We start from the raw sequence: 17,930 nt of genomic DNA, 5'->3' as shown, positions 1-17,930 counted from the left end.
CGACACTCCCCTATATCAATAATTTCTCTTGTTTCCTTTTTTTACAAATTCCCAATCTTTTTCTACATTTTTTCTTACTCTCTGAAGGAGATCAAAAACAATCTCTACTTCATGATCTGAAAATCCCTCTAATGCAACAAGGTTGGAATAATCATTTTCTCTTTTAATAAATGGATAAACATTTTCTCCTTGTTCTGTTGCAAAAAGTTTTTTTATTTTTTTGTTCTCGCTATCCTCTTTCTTTTCAATAAAGCCAGCAATTTCAAGTTTCTTAATAGCTCGAGCAGCTGTTGTTCGATCAACTTTTATCATCTCAGCTAATTTTTCTTGAATGATTCCTGGATTTTCAACTATTCGCACGAGATACAAATATTGTCCTTTTGTAAGGTCATATTCTTTAAATTCAATATTGCTAATCGAATCTAATGCCCTTGCAATCATTCCTATTTCACGAAGTATTTCTTTCATAAGTAACTCCTTAAAATCATTTTTGTTGTAAATGCAATAAAATTTATATATATTTAATTTAATCTAGTTTTGTTGTATTTGCAACAAAACATTCTAATTTAAAAGGACTGATTAAAATGAATGCAACAAAAGTACTGAATGATGAGGATTTAAAGATTGCGTTTTCGATTAGGAAAGATGTATTTGTGAAAGAGCAAGGCGTACCACTTGAAGATGAATTTGATCAATTTGATACTTTAGATGGACTTTGCGAACACATACTAGTTCATTACAATGAACAACCAGTCGGAACAGGAAGAATTAGGTTTGTTGATGGGGCCGGTAAATTGGAAAGAATTTGTATCCTTGAGTCTTTCCGTAAATTTGGTCTTGGTAAAATCATTATTAAAGCGCTAGAAGATATCGCGGAAGAACGTGAAGCTACGAAAGTTAAATTACATGGTCAAACTTATGCAGAAGGTTTCTATAAAAAACTTGGATATCATACTTCATCTGATATCTTTATGGAAGATGGAATCCCGCATATTCTAATGATAAAAGAATTACCAAACAACTAAATGTTAAAGCAAATCAGTTTAATGAAATATGTATTTTTTGTATTAGGAATTTTAATCTTAGCACTTGGTGTTTCGATCACTATTCTATCTAAACTTGGAACCGGACCATTTGATGCACTTTTAGTAGGCTTATCAAAAAATGTGGGATTTACTGTGGGAAGTTGGGAAATAATCATTGCCTTACTATTAATCTGTTTAAATTCAGTTTTAAAAAGACGAAGACCAGAATTTTTAGGACTGGTAACTGCATTTATAACAGGTGCTAGTATTGATATGTGGCTTTTTATATTGCACAATTTTTTAACCCCAGAGTTATGGTATAGCAAAGTTATATGGTTTGGAATTGGTTTAATTGTTTCAGGACTAGGAACTTCAACCTATTTACACACAAATTTCGCACCTATTCCTGTTGACCGATTAACATTAATCATACAGGAATTAACTAAAACGAATCTATTTATATCAAAAACATTTATTTACCTTGTATTTTTGATAATGGCATTGATTTTTAAGGGACCAATCGGCGCTGGTACTATATTAACAGTGTGTTTTGGAGGGCTAATACTTAATTTCTTTATGCCGATTACTAAAAAAGTTTTAGACCGCGTACTAACTCACCCTAGTACATCGTCTAGCTTTGACAAGGAGAAAAACCTTTCAATATAAAATGCACCCGTCTGAGTATACAGTTTGCTTTAACACATAAATCAATAGTGTTAGGAAAAACTATCCTTGGAGGTGAGAATTTTATGAGTAAAAAATCAACTGGAAGAGGACAAAAAGCTCCAAGTGTTAATCCACAAGGATATGGGAAGGACGTTGAATTTTCAACGGAGCCTCAAAGTGAGCTTCAGAATTTAGCTAAAAAGTCGAATAAAAAATAATCTACTTTTTATTCATTTTGAAAAAACCAGCGAAACCCTGTATCTGGGCTTTGCTGGTTTTTTTAGTCTATTCTAGATAATGGTCTACAGTTAAACTATTATGTAAATGTAGGTTTTGTACCAATAACGATTGTAGCGTCCAATTCATTATTGTATATTAATTGAGCTATCAACCCATATTGGGTGAAAATCTCTATTGTTTGCGGAGCTTGTATTTTGCTTGACTCTACTAATAAGTGGCCGCCTGGTGCTAGCCAGTAAAACGCCTTCTCTGCTACTCTTCGATGAATGTCGTTTCCGTCAATACCACCATCAAGTGCCACTTTTGGCTCATATAGTCGTGCTTCTTGGGGGAGTGAATTTATTGCTTCAGTTGGAACATATGGCGCGTTTGCTACTATAATATCAACATTTCCGAGTAATTGAGCAGGCAGTGAATGATAAAGATCACCTTCAAATACGAAACCACCTTGTTTAGAAACATTGCGTTTAGCACATTGAACTGCAGTAGGATCAATATCGACTGCATACAATTCTACCTTCTCCACAGCTTTGGAAATCGCTACACCCACTGCGCCAGAACCACAACAAAGATCAACCACCTTGAAACCAGGTACAGATAATTCAACAGCCTTTTGGACAAGAAACTCTGTGCGACGACGCGGAACAAAGACACCTGAGACTACTTCGATTCGAATTCCACAAAACTCTGCCCAACCTAGTATATGCTCTAAAGGAGAACCAGTTTCTCGAAGTTTTACCATTGTTAAAAGCTCTTCTAATGTTCGAGCTTCAGAAATAAGTAACTCGGCCTCTTCTTCTGCAAAAACACAACCTACGTTCCGAAGTTTCTCGATAATACTTCCTTTAATTTGATCACTACTATAAATTAGATTTTGCTTTACAATAAATACCACCCAATCTTTATAAAGTTTATTATTGGGTGTTCGTTAAAAATTGTAAAATACCTTCTTCAATTTTAATGTAAGTCGTTTGTACTTTATTAGTTCAATTATCCAACGATCCTACTGCTGACGAACCTATCGTTCTCCTAAAGCATTAAGCCATACTAGTCAGATGCACCTCAAGACGATCCATTGTCTGCTCTGCACCTGGGACAGCATATGTTTTCACCTTATCGAATACGGAAGGTTCTTCTTCAAAAAACGAACTATAAGTCAGTTTCGTCTTACCACCTTCGTTCTCAAAGATTGCTGTCGCAACAAAATGAGGAAAAACATCATGTTTTAATACGATTTTCTCGAGTGGAAGGATCTCGACAATGATGTTAGTATTCGGAAAATCAACTCCATCAGGCCCGTGCATAATAAACTCCCATACCCCACCTGGCTTCATATCAAACTTTTGAAAAGTTGAGGTAAATCCATTAGGACCCCACCACTTTGACAAGTGCTCCTCTTTCATCCAAGCATCAAATACGACCTCACGTGGGGTATTAAATATTCGGGTAATCACAATCTCATTTTCACCTACTTGAGTTGTGTATTTGTTCGTTTCATTGCTCTGGTCCATGCTGATCCCTCCAATTTATCTATAAAACTAAGCTTAGCCCCATATTGTATAGAGTTATTCAATTAGCTAGATACCTCATCCTCTAAGAGCTTTAAAAATCTCTCATTCCATATATTTTCATAAAAATCGATCGTCTCTTTTGCAGACATAAACTGATTATTTAATGTAGAAGTTGCTTTATGAACCATCATGTTTTCATAGCCTAAACCATGAGCGAATTTAATTGTAGAATCCATACAGTATTCAGTTTGCGCACCGCAAAATTCTATACTGCGTACTTTTAATTGATCTAAAAGATTTTTTAAGTTCGTTTTGTAAAATGAATTTGCATGTACTTTCTGAATAAAAAAATCTTGCTCTTGAACATCAAGATTAGCGTCAATTGCCCAAAGTTCTTCACCTGGAATTAGTTCTTCATCACAATGTTGGACAAAAACAATTGGTTTATTCATTTTCCTATATAAGGAAATTCTTTTATTTACTTTAATGAGTAAATCTTCTAATTCAAATAAGTTTTCTCCACTGTAACATACTCCATTTTGCAAATCGATTACGATTAAAACATCTGCACATGCACTCATTATTTTCACCTCAACTAGATTAGTATTTTATTAATCATTTTATCACTTGTGGATGTAGTATACATTTTTATTTTAACTATTAAGGTTTAAGTAACTCATGAACCCTCTATGAGTAATATCCATTTAAAAATAATCCTCTGCATTAACATAGAAAGACCCCGATAAAATACCGGAGTCGATTCTGTTACTACTATTTTATTCCTAAAGCACTCTTAACAGTTTCCAAAGTTTGTGATTTATATTTCTTCTTTGGTGCTGGTGCATAGTTAATTGTAGGATTTTGCATTAAGTAGTTTTTCTCTACAAATGCCAGATCTTTTTCATCAACCACACCATCAAAGTTAATATCCGCATCACGTTTATTTGTTCCCCAGTAAGTTTGTAAGTAAAGTGCGTCCTTTACGTCAATCACATCGTCTTTGTTAACATCTCCTGCGATTGCTGGATTTACTCCATATAATGAAAGGTTTTCATTTATCACCTTTCCATCTTCATGGAATCCGATTGTAAAGTCTTTGTGTACTGTAAAATGTCCAGGGACATTAAATTCAAGTTCATATTGGTCATCCGTTAATGGTAAATTTTGCACTTTAAACGTTGTCGAATTAGGAGGAATTTCTCCTTTATATACATTGCCGTTCGAACTTGTTGCTTTAATTTTAATTCCAGCTTTTGAATAATCAAACGTTGTCCCTCCTAGTGGATTACCCGCTGGATTTAGGAATGCTTCTGCATTATTCAATCCACGAAGTAATGAACTAGTTGGTGCTCCTAAATAGATAAATGGATTTCCACTCGGAACATTAGTTGTCGTATTATTGCTATCTGTTACTGAAGCACTAGAATGGGCCGGTGACAATATAGGCACTATCGTATAGTCAGTACTCAATTTAAACGTTACATCAGCAAGTTTTAAATCGCCTGATAATGGAGCAACTCCATCTTTGGTTTTGATTGTAACTGTCGCTAAATAAGTGGTAACGCCCGGAACTGCCGGTTGATCTGTAACTGTCATATCGACTTTATTCGCAATGCTTGGGTCTAGTGTAACATTCATGGATGCTGCAGTGTCTTCGTGATAAAACGTATAAACCACTTGGTTGACATCCTTTGCTTTCTTTAACATTAGCGTAGTATGTGCTGCTTCGCCTGGATTTGCCGTACGCTTTTCAGGATTCATATAGCCATACGTTACATCATCTCGTGTGACAAAAATTTCTCTACTTTCTTTAAATGTTTTATTTGTTGCCGCATCAACCGCATAGAATACAAGTTCCATCGCTCTTGATGCATTTGTTGGTACCGTCGCTGTAAAAGTACCATCAGAATTTACAGGCACCTCTACTCCTCTTCCACCTAAATAATCTTGATAATAAACTTTTGTACTTCCTTGATTATAGTTCATACCTAGCTTTTGCATTTCCTCTGTGTCTTTATCATAAACTGAACCTGTTATTGTTACGTTCGTTTGACCATTTTTATATTCAAGAATATCCGGGCTATTAATCGTCATTTTTGGTGCGATATTATCAAAATAAATTGGTGCTTCTTGTGAGAATGTTCGACCTGCGTCATTTGTACCAATAATTTTGATCTTATAATAACCTGGTTTCGCTAAATCTGGATTGTAGGCAAATGGATGTTCATCATCACCAGTTGCTTTGTAGTAAACACCGTCAAAAGTATTTTGTAGTGTATATGGTCTGTTTTCATCCATTCCTAACCCATCAGCTGTACCAATATATCCCAATTCTTTACCAGTTTTCCCGTCTTCAAGTATTACATCTAAAGTACGCATATGCGATTTAAGACTCATAACCGCACTTGTATAAACTAGTTGCCCTGCAAAAGATGAATCAAATACTTGCGTAAAAGCTTGAGGTGTCATTGTAATTGGATTCATACCTTCTTCCACCGTTTTAATTGCGAAAGGAACATGGTATGTTTCATCTGGATTATCATGATTTGTATACGTTACAAATCCTTCATAAATTCCTAATTTCGCTGATTTTGGTACTGTAATTGCAACTGTTGATTTCTTTTTCGAATTTGCGCCAACTTTAATAGACTTGTCCGTTACAACCATTACGCCATTGTCGTCAGCATCTAATGAACCTCGACGATCCGCTTGATATGTTACTTTTACATCATAAGTTTTTGCTTTATTACTATTGTTATAGATATTAAGAGAACGCTGGTCACTTATATTCTTTCCTGCCGGGGCGAATACACCAAAGGCAAGTGCACCTGTTAAGTCTTTCACTGTTTTAAGATTTCCTTTTTTATCTACTGCTCCCTTTGTTTCATCTACTACTTCAATTCTTGTTTGAGAATGAATCGCTTTATAAGGATCAACTTGCCCTGCACCAGTTTCAAAGACACTATAGTCTCCATTTAGTGAATCTCCAGTGTTCATTAACGTTTCTTTCACTTGTGACGGTGTTAAATTTGGATTCGCTTGTAAAAGTAGTGCCGCTACACCAGCTACATTCGGTGAAGCCATTGATGTACCAGATAAACTATCGTATGCATTCTCATATTTTCCAATTTGATCTGCCCCATGCATATAAGGAGGAATGGTAGAGAACACCGCTACCCCTGGTGCAGTTACTTCAGGTTTAATATCATACGTGATACGAGCTGGCCCACGTGAACTGAAAGAAGCTAATTTACTTCCTTCATCTGTTATTTGTCCCATTTCATCAAAGGAAAATGTCACTGTACCTGTACCAAGTTTCGAAATTAAACCTTGCCCTTGTTCATACGATAATGAGAATGTAGGAACTAATCCATATCCTGCGCCTAAGTTTGTTGGAATAAATCCTTCACCAGGTACATTATTAGTCATAATAACTGCTATGGCGCCATGTTTTTGCGCAGTCGTAATCTTATCAACAAGCGCATAAACACCTCTTTGTACGAGTACAATCTTTCCACTTACATCAATATTTTTATAATCGGCATCTGCGCCATAATTTGGTACTAAAACGATTGGTAAGTTTTTATCTTTTAAACTATCAACATTATCATTAAAACCTTTACCTAATAGCTTTAAATCAGCACTTACATCAGATGTGCCATGTAATGTACCTTTTGATGTTGCAATAACAGTCTTTGTATCATTTGCACCAACTGTAATCGCTAGTGCAGCGGCACCAGGTGCACCTAAAGAATACATTCCATCACCCGAATTACCTGCTGATACAACCGCTGTCACACCAGATAGAACTGCATTATTTACCGCGAGGCTTTCAATATTTTCTGGATTATTGATGCTAGCACCAAGTGATAGATTAATAACATCCATTCCATCTGAAATTGACTTATCAATCCCACCTAATACATTTGCTGTACTACCCGAACCAAAAGGTCCTAAAACACGATAAACATATAAATCTGCTCCCGGTGCTACACCAGTAACTGCATAATCCGTATTATTTTTACCACGACCAGCAATAATTCCTGATACGTGCGTTCCATGTTCTGTGTAGTAAGTTGAACCATCTAGTGGATCCTTTTCTCCTAAACCCGATTTTTTCCAGTCATCATATGTTGTTTCCATTGGGTCCGCATCATTATCAACAAAATCCCAGCCTTTTACTGAGCTTGGGCTAATTGTTTTTGGATCAACACCTGGTTGAGCTCGATACCCTTTATAAGCATCTGTTAGATCTGGGTGGTTATAATCAATTCCTGTATCGATTACTCCAACTTTAACTCCTTTTCCAGTAAATCCTTCTGCGTGTAATTTACTCACACCTGGGAATACTTCAGTTTCCATCTTCTTTACTGAATCCCCACTAGCTTCAGATACTTTTGGTGGTTCAACTTGGATCACACTATTTGGCCATACAGCTTTAACTACCTTTGAGTTTAATAGTGACTTAACTTTATTTGCCGGTAAGTCAATCGCCACTCCATTTAGGGTATTTTTATATGTACGTTTAATTTTATATAGATTCTTATTTTGCTTTAAATCATCTTTAAAAATTGTTTGCAAATCATTTTTAAACGTTTCTTGAGCATCATCTGCTTTTTCTTTTGCATCGTCTATGGATAAACTTTTACCATCGGCAGCTTCTTCTAATACAGCTACTTTTGCAGGCTTGTCTTTCAATTCAACGATGACGGATAGATTTTTGGAACTTTGTAAGTCTACTGAAGATGGTAATTGTAGACCATCTTGACTAGTAACCTCTAACTTGTGTAAAGCTTGACGTTGCTCTGGTGTAAGCTTAGATAGTACTTCTTCAATTGAAGATTGTGTCGCAGCCTTCGCAATTGATTGGTTATGTGTAATTGGAAATGTATTACAAAGTACACCAGTGCTTAAGATCATAATTGCAGTACCTTTGATGAGACGATTCATTATACTTTTATCCTCCATTCAAATAAGCTTATGTTACTTATTTGATTATAAGGAAAATTTATAATATTTAGATTTTGACTTTTTTAATCAATTTTCTAATATATTTAGACAAATCATAGTTTTTATCACTTCTATAAAATATAAAAAGACTCCGGTTTAATACCGGAGCCCTTAACTCTAAAACTCTATGATTCTATTACTTAATACCTAATTCATTCTTAACAGTTTCTAAAGTTTCACCTTTATATTTCTTTTTAGGTGTTGGTGCATAGTTAATTGTAGGGTTTTGCATTAAATAGTTTTTCTCTACATATGCTAAATCTTTTTCATCAACTACACCGTCATTGTTAATATCTGCAGCACGTTTATTTGTACCCCAGTAAGTTTGTAGGTAAAGTACATCATTTATATCGATCACATCATCTTTATTAACATCACCTGCGTAAGCTGGATTTAATGTTAAATAAAGATTTTGAGGAGTTACGTTTCCATTTTCATCATGGAATCCAATTGTAAAGTCTTTGTGTACTGTAAAGTGACCAGGAACATCTAATTTAAGCTCGAACTTGTCATCTGTTAATGGTAAGTTGGGAATTCTGTACGTAGTTGAACCAATTGAACCGATTACTCCATTGTACACTGTACCGTTTGAACTTGTTGCTGATACTTTTATTCCTAATGCTGAATAATCAAGTCCTCCGATTGGACCACCATCAGGAGCTAAGAATGCTTCTGCACCATTACCACCACGAAGTAATGAAGTTTTTGCATCCTGATAAAAAATATTCGGATTTCCACTAGCCACTGTATTTGTCGTGTTATCACTTTTTGTTACAGTTGTATTTAATGTCTCTAACCAGGCTACCGGACGAGCAGAATAGTCATTATTCATTTTAAATGCTAGATCTACAAGATTTAAATCGCCAGATAATGGAGTAACTCCATCTTTTGTTGTAACTGTAACCGTTGTATCATATACATCTGTTCCAGCCTGAACTTCATTGTCTGTCACTGAAATATTTACTTTATCTGCTACACTTGAATTTGGTGAAACTTTCATTTGTGCAACACTTCCATAATGTTCAAACTTATAAACAACTTGTTTTACATCACTTGCTTTATTTAACATTAAAGTGGCAGTAGCTGTTTCACCCATTTTTACTGTACGTTTTTCAGGTTTCATATAACCATATGTTAGATCATCAGGAGTAACAAAGATATCATTGCCTTCTTTCAATGTTTTATTTGTTGCTGCGTCAATCGCATAGAAATTTAGTTCCCTCGGGTTTGTTGCATTTGTTGGAACTGTCGCAGTAAATGTTCCGTCAGCATTTACAGGTACCGCTACTGGTCTACCACCATTTATATAATCTTGATAATAAACTTTTGTACTTGCTTGACTAACGTCCATACCAAGTTTTTGCATTTCTTCTGTGTCTTTATCATAAACCGAACCAGTAATTGTTACGCTAGATTGTCCATTCTTATATTCAACAACCTCTGGACCATTCACCGTTAATTTAGGAGCTGCATTATCAAAATAAACTGGTGCTTCTTGAGAGAATGTTTTCCCTGCATCATTCGTACCAATGATTTTTACCTTATAGTATCCTGGCTTCGCTAAAGTAGGATCGTACTCAAATGGTCTTTCATCATCACCCGTAGCCTTATTATAAGTACCATCAAATATATCAGTAACTGAATACTCAGTATTTTCATCCATTGCTAGACCATCAAATGAACCAACAAAGCCTAATTCTTTGCCTGTTTTTCCATCTTCAAGGACTACATCGAATGAGCGCATATGTGATTTTATACTCATAGTCGCATTTGTATAGACTAACTGACCTGGGAATGCAATATCAAATACATGTGTAAATGCTTGTGGCGTAAAGGAAATTGGATTCATTCCTTCTTCAACTGTTTTAATTGCAAATGGAACTTGATATGTTTCATCAGGATTATCATGATTTGTATACGTTACAAAGCCTTCATAAATACCTAATTTTGCTGATTTTGGTACTGTAATCGCAACAGTTGATTTCTTTTTCGAATTTGCACCAACTTTAATAGACTTATCTGTCACTACCATTACGCCATTGTCGTCAGCATCTAATGATCCTCTACGATCTGCTTGGTACGAAACTTTTACATCATAAGTCTTTGCTTTATTACTATTGTTATAGATATTAAGTGTACGTTGGTCGCTAATATTTTTTCCTGCTGGAGCGAACACTCCGAATGCAAGTGCACCAGTTAAATTTTTAACTGTTTTAAGATTTCCTTTTTTATCTGTTGTGCCTTTTGTTTCATCTACTACTTCAATTCGAGTTTGTGAATGAATCGCTTCATCAGGATCAACTTGTCCAGCTCCTGATTCAAATACACTATAATCTCCGTTTAGAGGATCAGCAGTGTTCATTAACGTTTCTTTTACCTGAGCCGGAGTTAAATTTGGATTTGCTTGTAATAATAAAGCTGCAACACCTGCTACGTTCGGTGTAGCCATTGATGTACCAGATAAATTATCGTAAGCATATTCATATTTACCAATTTGATCCGCACCGTGCATGTAAGAAGGTACTGTTGAGAATACAGAAACACCTGGTGCCGTTACTTCTGGCTTAATATCATATGTGATACGAGCTGGTCCACGTGAACTAAATGATGCTAATTTGCCGCCTTCATCCGTTACTTGTCCCATTTCATCAAATGAGAATGTTGAACCTGTACTAACTTTCGAAATTAAATCTTGCCCTTGTTCGTATGACATTGAGAATGTAGGGATGAAGCCATAGCTACCACCTAAGTAAGATGGAATAAAGCCTTCGCCAGGTACATTATCAACCATAATAACCGCTACTGCACCGTGTTTTTGAGCAATTGTAATTTTATCCGCAAGCGGTGTCACACCACGGTTTACAATCGCAATTTTTCCATTTACATCTATATTTTTATAATCAGCATCAGCACCTATGTCCGGTACTGAAACGATTGGTAAATTTTTGCCTTTTAATAAACTTTCTACATTATCGCTAAAGCCTTTACCTAATAATTTTAAATCAGCAGCAAAGTCAGAAGTTCCATGTAATGTACCTTTTGAAGTTGCAATTACTGTCTTCGTATCGTTTGCACCAACTGTAATCGGTAATGCCGCTGCGCCAGGTGCACCTAAAGTATACATTCCGTCGCCTGCATTACCTGCTGCAACAACTGCTGTTACCCCAGATAATACTGCGTTATTTAATGCAAGACTTTCAACATTTTCTGGATCATTCGTACTGCTACCTAGTGATAAATTGATAACATCCATCCCATCTGAGATTGATTTATCAATCCCAGCTAAAACACTCTCAGTACTACCAGAACCAAATCTTCCTAATACACGATAAACATATAAATCAGCTTCTGGAGCCACACCAGTTACGGCATAATCCGTATTATTTTTGCCGCGACCAGCAATGATTCCAGATACGTGTGTACCATGCTCTGTATAATAAGCTTCACCTGTATTTGGATCTTTTTCTGCTAAACCTGATTTTTGCCAATCAGCATAAGTCGTTTCCATTGGATCTGCATCATTGTCAACAAAGTCCCAACCTTTTACAGAATTTGGATCAATTGTTTTTGGATCGACACCAGCTTGTGCACGATACCCTTTATATGCATCCGTTAAGTCTGGGTGATTATAATCAATCCCCGTATCAATAACCCCAACTTTAATACCTTTTCCAGTAAAACCTTCCGCGTGTAATTTGCTTACTCCAGGGAAAACTTCAGTTTCCATTTTCTTTGTAGAGTCCCCAGAACCTTGTGTACTCTCAGTAGTTTTTTCTGGCTCAACTTGTATGATATTATTTGGCCAAACAGCTTTAACAGCCTTTGATTCTAATAATGACTTAACTTTGTTCGCTGGTAAGTCAATTGCTACACCATTTAACGTATTTTTGTAAGTACGTTTAATTTTATAAAGATTCTTATTTTGTTTTAAATCATCTTTATAAATTGTTTTTAAATCATTTTTAAAAGTTGTTTGCGCGTCATCTGCTTGTTCTTTTGCATCATTAAGCGATAAACTGTTGCCATTTGCAGCTTCTTCTAATACAGCTACCTTTGCTGGCTGATCTTTTAGCTCTACAATAACTGAAAGATTTTTAGAACTTTGTAAATCGACTGACGAAGGTAATTGTAAACCTTCTTGGTTAGTAACCTTTAATTGCTTTAAAGCTTGACGTTGTTCAGGTGTAAGCTTTGAAAGTATTTCTTCAATTGATGATTGTGTTGCGGCTTTCGCAATTGGCTTGTGGTGTGTAACTGGAAATGTATTGAATAATACTCCAGTACCTAAAGCTACAACCGCTGTACTTTTGATCAAACGCTTCATGCTGACTTTCTCCCCCATTTATCTATATTTTCTTTCTATTTAGATTATACGGATAGTTTGCAGTTTCGACATTTTGACAAAAACCATCAACTTCTACTTTTTTGTAGATAAATTACGACAAAATACGACACTAATCATCATTTTTTCATTTTACTTGTAATCAGAACTTCTTCTTTCCAAATGCGCTATTTTTCATGTGGCTGTATATCTCTCGTTTTATACATGCTAGAAAGTAAATAAATCTTTGCCATAACCAGAAAGTAATCGTGTCGTTTAGTGCAAGAAAATATAACTTCCCTGCCATTTTTTCCCTTGTTATTATGAAATTTTAATGTAATTAATGTTGATGTAATTTAGGATTTGGTAAAAAATCCAATTATTATATATAATCTAATATTTCTTGAAGTCCTATCTATGAAACCCATTTAATATCAAAATCTCTAACACTACATTTACCCTAAAGCAAAAAAAAAGACTCCGGATTATACCGGAGCAAAAGACAACAACTACATTCATTTATCTGTTTATTTTATACCTAATGCAGCCTTAACACTTTCTAATGTTTGAGTTTTATATTTTTTCATAGGTGTTGGTGCATAATTAATTGTAGGATTTTGCATTAAGTAGTTTTTCTCTACAAATGCCATGTCTTTTTCATCTACTACGCCATCAAAATTAATATCAGCTTCACGTTTATTTGTTCCCCAATAAGTTTGTAAATATAGTGCATCCTTTACATCGATCACATCGTCTTTATTTACATCTCCTGCAATAGCTGTCTTTAATTTCATGTTAAGATGTTGATTCGTCACTTTACCATCTTCATGGAATCCAATTGTAAAGTTTTTGTGGACTGTAAAATGTCCTGGAATATTTAATTCTAACTCAAAAGTGTCATCTGTTAATGGTAAATTTTTATTGCGACATTGAGTTTTTGCTAAAATATATCAATATTTTTATATTTATCGATATAAATCGACGCATTATAACAAAATTCTATATTCCTAGTTAACTTAGAATTTGAATATATTTTTCCTCAAGTTCTTTACTTAAAGAATCTCGATAATGCCATATTGCTAATAAGCATTTTTGAAATCTTTCATGAATCTCAGTATTTTTTACCTTTAAAGCCACATTTAATATTTCGTCTAAACCTTCATTTACTTTATTTTTTTCACACTTTAACACTCCGAGTGCATAGCAATAGTCTAAATAAAGATGCTGTTTAAATAGATCCGTTGAATTGCTCATTTCACCGATTTGCTCACCATACTTTTCAATAAATCTTTCAGCATCGTCTAATCTACCTAATTTCACATAACTTTCTATGATTCTTGGAATTCCTACATAAAAATCATCACGGTCACGAAGCCAACTAAAATAGGAATCAACAACATGTAGATTACCAAAATCTAATTGCGCTACAAATCTATTTCCAACAGCAATATCCGCATAATATGCATTAATTTTTTCATATTTCTCAATTAAATGTAAAACCTCTTCCAATTTGCTACCTAATCTAGTTAAAGCAAATGCTTGATACATTAATGCTCGTCCTACATGATCTTTTAGTTTGGCCATTTTTTCTAAACGTTTAGCATAATGTAAAACTTCATCCCAATCTTTTAACATATAGTAAGTAGCCGTTATCCATAAAATTGTTAGTTCTTGAAACTTAGGCGGCATATAAGAAATATATTCGATAATACGAACTAAAACTAAACTTCCCTCACTTGTTAAACGAGTCATATAAAACTTTCGAAAATAGCTGATTGCGACTTCCTCAGTTGCTGAATTCGGCATATGCTCAATAATTAGTTCATAAAGGGGAAGTGCTTCTTGCTGTTTGCCTTCAATAAAAAGCTGCTCGGCAATATAGAATAAATTCTGGAAGTATTTAGAGCGAACTGCTTTTGATTTTTCTTCAATCATAACTGATAAAATAAAAGATAACTCAGATTCAAATCCATCTTTTGCGCATTCATAAATAAAAGCGTCACTTCTTCTTTTATCTAACAGATTTCTCTCATTGAAACAAAGTTTCACATATCCTTTATAAAACGATCCTTTTGGTAGCTGAAATGCTTCTGTTATTGCATCTAAATAATGTAAAGATAGTGCTTTTTTATTATTAAATATTCTACTCATATCGCTATAATGGATATCTGCTTTTCTTGCTAGCTGTTTAAGATTCCAGTTATTTTTCTTCATCAGCTTGTTAAATTCATAAAGTAGAAAATCATTCATGTTGCACCCCACCTAATATTAAGAATTTTTAATCTCTCTATACGAATAGTAAAAATGCCATAAACCACTTCATCTATGGCTTACAGCATCTAATTATTGTTTACTGGAATGAAATATATTGAAGACTAAGATGCTGTTAACTATACGAGGTCATGATTTAGTAGTGACTAACTTACCTTGTTAAGTTCCCAAATTATTAATTAAACTAAAGTATATGGGTTAACGAAATTGGTGTTTCACTACATCTTTTTATATAATTTATAAAGTTGAAAAAATTATTATAGAATATAAATCAAAAGCAAATCTAATTCAAAATGGATGTACAATATTAAACTAATCGATTCAATTCTAAAATTTCAGAAAATAAAAACCGTTCTTTGTTTATGTTATATACACTATATTTTAGATACATATAAAGATCCTGTAAAACGCGTTTTTGTTTACTACCTATTAAGGATTACTTAATTAAATACCTATAAAAAATATATCAAAATAATAATCATGAAATATTATTTCATTAAATTGGTTTAAATTTCCAGTTTTAAAATAATGACTAATAATTTAATATATTAAAAAACAAACAGTATAATCAATTCATATTTCGATACTACATAAAGGAGGTACAAAATGAATATCGAACATTTAAAATATATTGTTGAAATATCGAAAGAGGAATCAATTTCTAAAGCTGCTAGAAACTTACACATATCTGCTTCGGCTGTAAGTCAGGCTCTTAAGGAATTAGAAAAGAAATTAGATTTGAAACTATTCATCCGTTTAAAGATGAAAACAGTACCTACCGAAGCTGGAAAAGAAGTCATTAAACAAGCACAAAACGTTTTATATGAATTTGAAATTTTAGAAGAAAAAATTGCAATTCAAAAGAATGCTTTTCAGACTCAGCTAAAAATAGCAACTGTTCCTGGATTAGTTTATTTGGTTAATGAAGCAATCATTAATTTCAAAAAAGAGTTCCCAATGGTTGATGTTCAAGTTTATGAATGTGATCCTGGTCAGATCCTAAATACCCTTTCAATTCTTCAACCCGATATTGCTTTCTTATTTTCAAATGAAGATACAATAAAAGAAAACAGAGATTTGCTATACGAACATTTAACAACTACAAAATTTTGCGTTCTCGTTGGTGAACAATCTCCATTATTTCATTTAGACGAGATTTCCCCCGACGATTTAACTGATGAAAAGTTTATCCTTTATAATAGTCATGCATTTGTAGAACATTCCCGTAAGATCGTTAACAATATGAATGTACAATTCATTTCGAATAATACCGATAGCATTAGGGATGCTGTAAAAAATGATTTAGGTGTTACTATTGGTCGTAATATAACATTAAAAAATCATCCTGATACTTTAACTGGAAAAATTAAGTCAATTCCATTAATATCCCCTGCTTATATTAGTGACGAACTTTGGACAGTTTATCTTAAAAACAAACCACTTACTAAAGCTTCAATAACATTCATAAAATATATTCAGGCTAGTATAACGAATTGAAAATTTTTTATATGTACAATAATAGATAAAGACCAAATTATTGAGCGATTTGGTCTTTTAAACTAAATACTTCTCAAATAATTTTAGAAGTACTCAAGCTACTTTCATAAGCCTGAACTCCCTTAGCTCCAATTCAATAAGGTTTATTTTCAAACGATTCTTTTCGTGCATTTTTGGCTTCTAATGATTGTTTCATAAAGTTTTCTTACTAAAATGTTAGTCTGTTGACTTATTGCCAATTAGATTAGTTTGTTACTAATCTAAAGGACAAGGATCGTAACGATTTATCCCCCCTATCAAAATCTTATTCATCCTCTTTGCTTTCGATATATTCATTATATGTATGGTTGATTTGATTTGAATTTTGAAAAAAACTATAAATTATTCATTTTTCAAATAATATTTTTCATTTCGAAACTTAGATTATATAAAACAAAAAAAGGCTCTCTATATTAAGAGCCTCTTAATTCATTGAATATATCTATATTATCTTCATGCCATTTTTTATAAATACGAGAAGCATAATCACATTAAATTATTTAAAGCCTAGTTTAAACCTCCTACCCATACTTTACTAATCCCATCTATAATAGAAAATTTCCCGCTGGATCCTTTAAAAACCGTTTTTTGTAAATTCACTAGATGACTTTATTGATGTATATCCATTTAATTCTTCTTAACCACTTTCTCAAAAACAAATTACTATAATTAGGTAATATCATAATAAAATTTACTCAGTACTCCTTCGAATTAATCATTTTATCATCTTAATAGTTGATAAAATTTAAAACTCTATTAAAACTATCAATCCTCATTTATTTATTCCATTGTAATTTCTAGCTTTAATATTACTAAAGTACACAAGCACCATTACTTTTCCAATCTAATATACTTATTTGAAAGGAAGTGATTAGAATGCAATGGACTCAAAAAATTAGATATTTAATCGGTCAACCCGTTGGAGTTTCTTTAACAAGTGGGCAAGGTACATCTGGCGTATTATGTGGAGTTTCTGGTTCAAAACTGCTAATTATTGAATATATGTATCAATCACAGTTTTCTCTAAAACAATACGATTTCCATATAATTCAAGATATAAATGGATTTCCACCTTGTCATAGCCAACAGCCACTTTACTAATACATCACTTTTGCAGAGATTTATTTTTACTGTCCTCTTCCCTAAAATACAATGTAAACATAAAATAAACATTAAGGACCTACATACTAAATGTAGGTTTTTTCTTTGTTAAACTTGAACTACTCTCCACCTTTGCAGTGCTAGTTTGTGCAAGTGCAGGGTATATTAGAAACATTTTTCAGTTAGATCTGATTTTATAGTTCATATTTATGGATATTTAGTAGATTTCTTCAGTTTTTTAGTCAGTTT

At 33.6% G+C, this 17,930-nt stretch carries 13 protein-coding genes; 5 read left to right on the top strand and 8 right to left on the bottom strand.

The genetic code is table 11. The features are described 5' to 3' along the window. Positions 1–15: 15 nt before the first annotated feature. Positions 16–468 (bottom strand): MarR family winged helix-turn-helix transcriptional regulator, encoded by a 453-nt coding sequence (locus tag CN601_RS02035; RefSeq protein WP_098169860.1) that lies wholly within the window; start codon positions 466–468, stop codon positions 16–18. A 116-nt stretch (positions 469–584) separates the two neighbouring features. On the opposite strand from CN601_RS02035, the gene CN601_RS02030 reads away from it, so the two are divergent. The 3 genes from CN601_RS02030 to CN601_RS02020 all read left to right on the top strand — a co-directional run bounded on the left by CN601_RS02030 (position 585) and on the right by CN601_RS02020 (position 1,909). Then, on the top strand, positions 585–1,025 hold the full coding sequence (locus CN601_RS02030; protein ID WP_098169859.1) for a GNAT family N-acetyltransferase: 441 nt from the start codon (positions 585–587) through the stop codon (positions 1,023–1,025). A gap of 21 nt (positions 1,026–1,046) precedes the next feature. Further along, on the top strand, positions 1,047–1,691 hold the full coding sequence (locus tag CN601_RS02025; RefSeq protein ID WP_098169876.1) for a YczE/YyaS/YitT family protein: 645 nt from the start codon (positions 1,047–1,049) through the stop codon (positions 1,689–1,691). 83 nt (positions 1,692–1,774) lie between these two features. Then, positions 1,775–1,909 carry a small, acid-soluble spore protein L gene (locus CN601_RS02020; RefSeq protein WP_098169858.1) on the top strand — a complete coding sequence of 45 codons (135 nt, stop codon included), beginning with the start codon at positions 1,775–1,777 and terminating at the stop codon, positions 1,907–1,909. Positions 1,910–2,007: 98 nt separating this feature from the next. Here the strand turns inward: CN601_RS02020 and CN601_RS02015 are convergent, their stop codons facing one another. The 7 genes from CN601_RS02015 to CN601_RS01985 all read right to left on the bottom strand — a co-directional run bounded on the left by CN601_RS02015 (position 2,008) and on the right by CN601_RS01985 (position 15,023). Further along, positions 2,008–2,826, bottom strand: coding sequence for a putative protein N(5)-glutamine methyltransferase (locus tag CN601_RS02015; protein WP_257131584.1), 819 nt, complete (start codon positions 2,824–2,826; stop codon positions 2,008–2,010). A 142-nt stretch (positions 2,827–2,968) separates the two neighbouring features. Next, positions 2,969–3,442: an SRPBCC family protein gene (locus CN601_RS02010; RefSeq protein WP_098169857.1), complete on the bottom strand. Its 474-nt coding sequence runs from the start codon at positions 3,440–3,442 to the stop codon at positions 2,969–2,971. Positions 3,443–3,504: 62 nt separating this feature from the next. Beyond that, the gene (locus CN601_RS02005) at positions 3,505–4,023 is read right to left on the bottom strand and encodes a cysteine hydrolase family protein (RefSeq protein ID WP_098169856.1); all 519 of its coding nucleotides are present in this window, start codon (positions 4,021–4,023) and stop codon (positions 3,505–3,507) included. Positions 4,024–4,213: 190 nt separating this feature from the next. Beyond that, entirely contained in the window at positions 4,214–8,392 is a 4,179-nt protein-coding gene (locus tag CN601_RS02000; protein WP_179865401.1) for a S8 family serine peptidase, read from the bottom strand. Between the two features lie 196 nt (positions 8,393–8,588). Beyond that, a complete protein-coding gene (locus CN601_RS01995; protein ID WP_179865400.1) occupies positions 8,589–12,776 on the bottom strand; it encodes a S8 family serine peptidase in 4,188 nt (1,395 codons plus the stop codon). Positions 12,777–13,300: 524 nt separating this feature from the next. After that, positions 13,301–13,588 (bottom strand): dockerin type I domain-containing protein, encoded by a 288-nt coding sequence (locus CN601_RS01990; RefSeq protein WP_098169853.1) that lies wholly within the window; start codon positions 13,586–13,588, stop codon positions 13,301–13,303. Positions 13,589–13,784: 196 nt separating this feature from the next. Then, complete coding sequence (locus CN601_RS01985) at positions 13,785–15,023, bottom strand: helix-turn-helix domain-containing protein (protein ID WP_098169852.1); 1,239 nt, start codon at positions 15,021–15,023, stop codon at positions 13,785–13,787. A 627-nt stretch (positions 15,024–15,650) separates the two neighbouring features. Here CN601_RS01985 and CN601_RS01980 point away from each other — a divergent pair. Together CN601_RS01980 and CN601_RS01975 are read left to right on the top strand one after the other, a co-directional pair. Beyond that, complete coding sequence (locus CN601_RS01980) at positions 15,651–16,541, top strand: LysR family transcriptional regulator (RefSeq protein ID WP_098169851.1); 891 nt, start codon at positions 15,651–15,653, stop codon at positions 16,539–16,541. A 915-nt stretch (positions 16,542–17,456) separates the two neighbouring features. Continuing rightward, positions 17,457–17,681 (top strand): hypothetical protein, encoded by a 225-nt coding sequence (locus CN601_RS01975; protein ID WP_098169850.1) that lies wholly within the window; start codon positions 17,457–17,459, stop codon positions 17,679–17,681. Positions 17,682–17,930 lie beyond the last annotated feature (249 nt).

Origin of the sequence: Bacillus sp. AFS017336 (genome assembly GCF_002555445.1) — a bacterium.
Lineage (GTDB): Bacteria > Bacillota > Bacilli > Bacillales > Bacillaceae_G > Gottfriedia.
The sequence above is the reverse complement of the archived record's forward strand: the minus strand, read 5'-3'. Positions and strand labels throughout refer to the sequence as shown.

Excerpts from the sequence above, each read along its gene's own strand:
- CN601_RS02035 (WP_098169860.1), bottom strand. The coding sequence starts at position 468 with ATGAAAGAAATACTTCGTGAAATAGGAATGATTGCAAGGGCATTAGAT.
- CN601_RS01980 (WP_098169851.1), top strand. The coding sequence starts at position 15,651 with ATGAATATCGAACATTTAAAATATATTGTTGAAATATCGAAAGAGGAA.
- CN601_RS02025 (WP_098169876.1), top strand. The coding sequence starts at position 1,047 with ATGAAATATGTATTTTTTGTATTAGGAATTTTAATCTTAGCACTTGGT.
- CN601_RS02020 (WP_098169858.1), top strand. The coding sequence starts at position 1,775 with ATGAGTAAAAAATCAACTGGAAGAGGACAAAAAGCTCCAAGTGTTAAT.
- CN601_RS02010 (WP_098169857.1), bottom strand. The coding sequence starts at position 3,442 with ATGGACCAGAGCAATGAAACGAACAAATACACAACTCAAGTAGGTGAA.
- CN601_RS02000 (WP_179865401.1), bottom strand. The coding sequence starts at position 8,392 with ATGAATCGTCTCATCAAAGGTACTGCAATTATGATCTTAAGCACTGGT.
- CN601_RS02030 (WP_098169859.1), top strand. The coding sequence starts at position 585 with ATGAATGCAACAAAAGTACTGAATGATGAGGATTTAAAGATTGCGTTT.
- CN601_RS01985 (WP_098169852.1), bottom strand. The coding sequence starts at position 15,023 with ATGAATGATTTTCTACTTTATGAATTTAACAAGCTGATGAAGAAAAAT.
- CN601_RS01995 (WP_179865400.1), bottom strand. The coding sequence starts at position 12,776 with ATGAAGCGTTTGATCAAAAGTACAGCGGTTGTAGCTTTAGGTACTGGA.
- CN601_RS01975 (WP_098169850.1), top strand. The coding sequence starts at position 17,457 with ATGCAATGGACTCAAAAAATTAGATATTTAATCGGTCAACCCGTTGGA.
- CN601_RS02005 (WP_098169856.1), bottom strand. The coding sequence starts at position 4,023 with ATGAGTGCATGTGCAGATGTTTTAATCGTAATCGATTTGCAAAATGGA.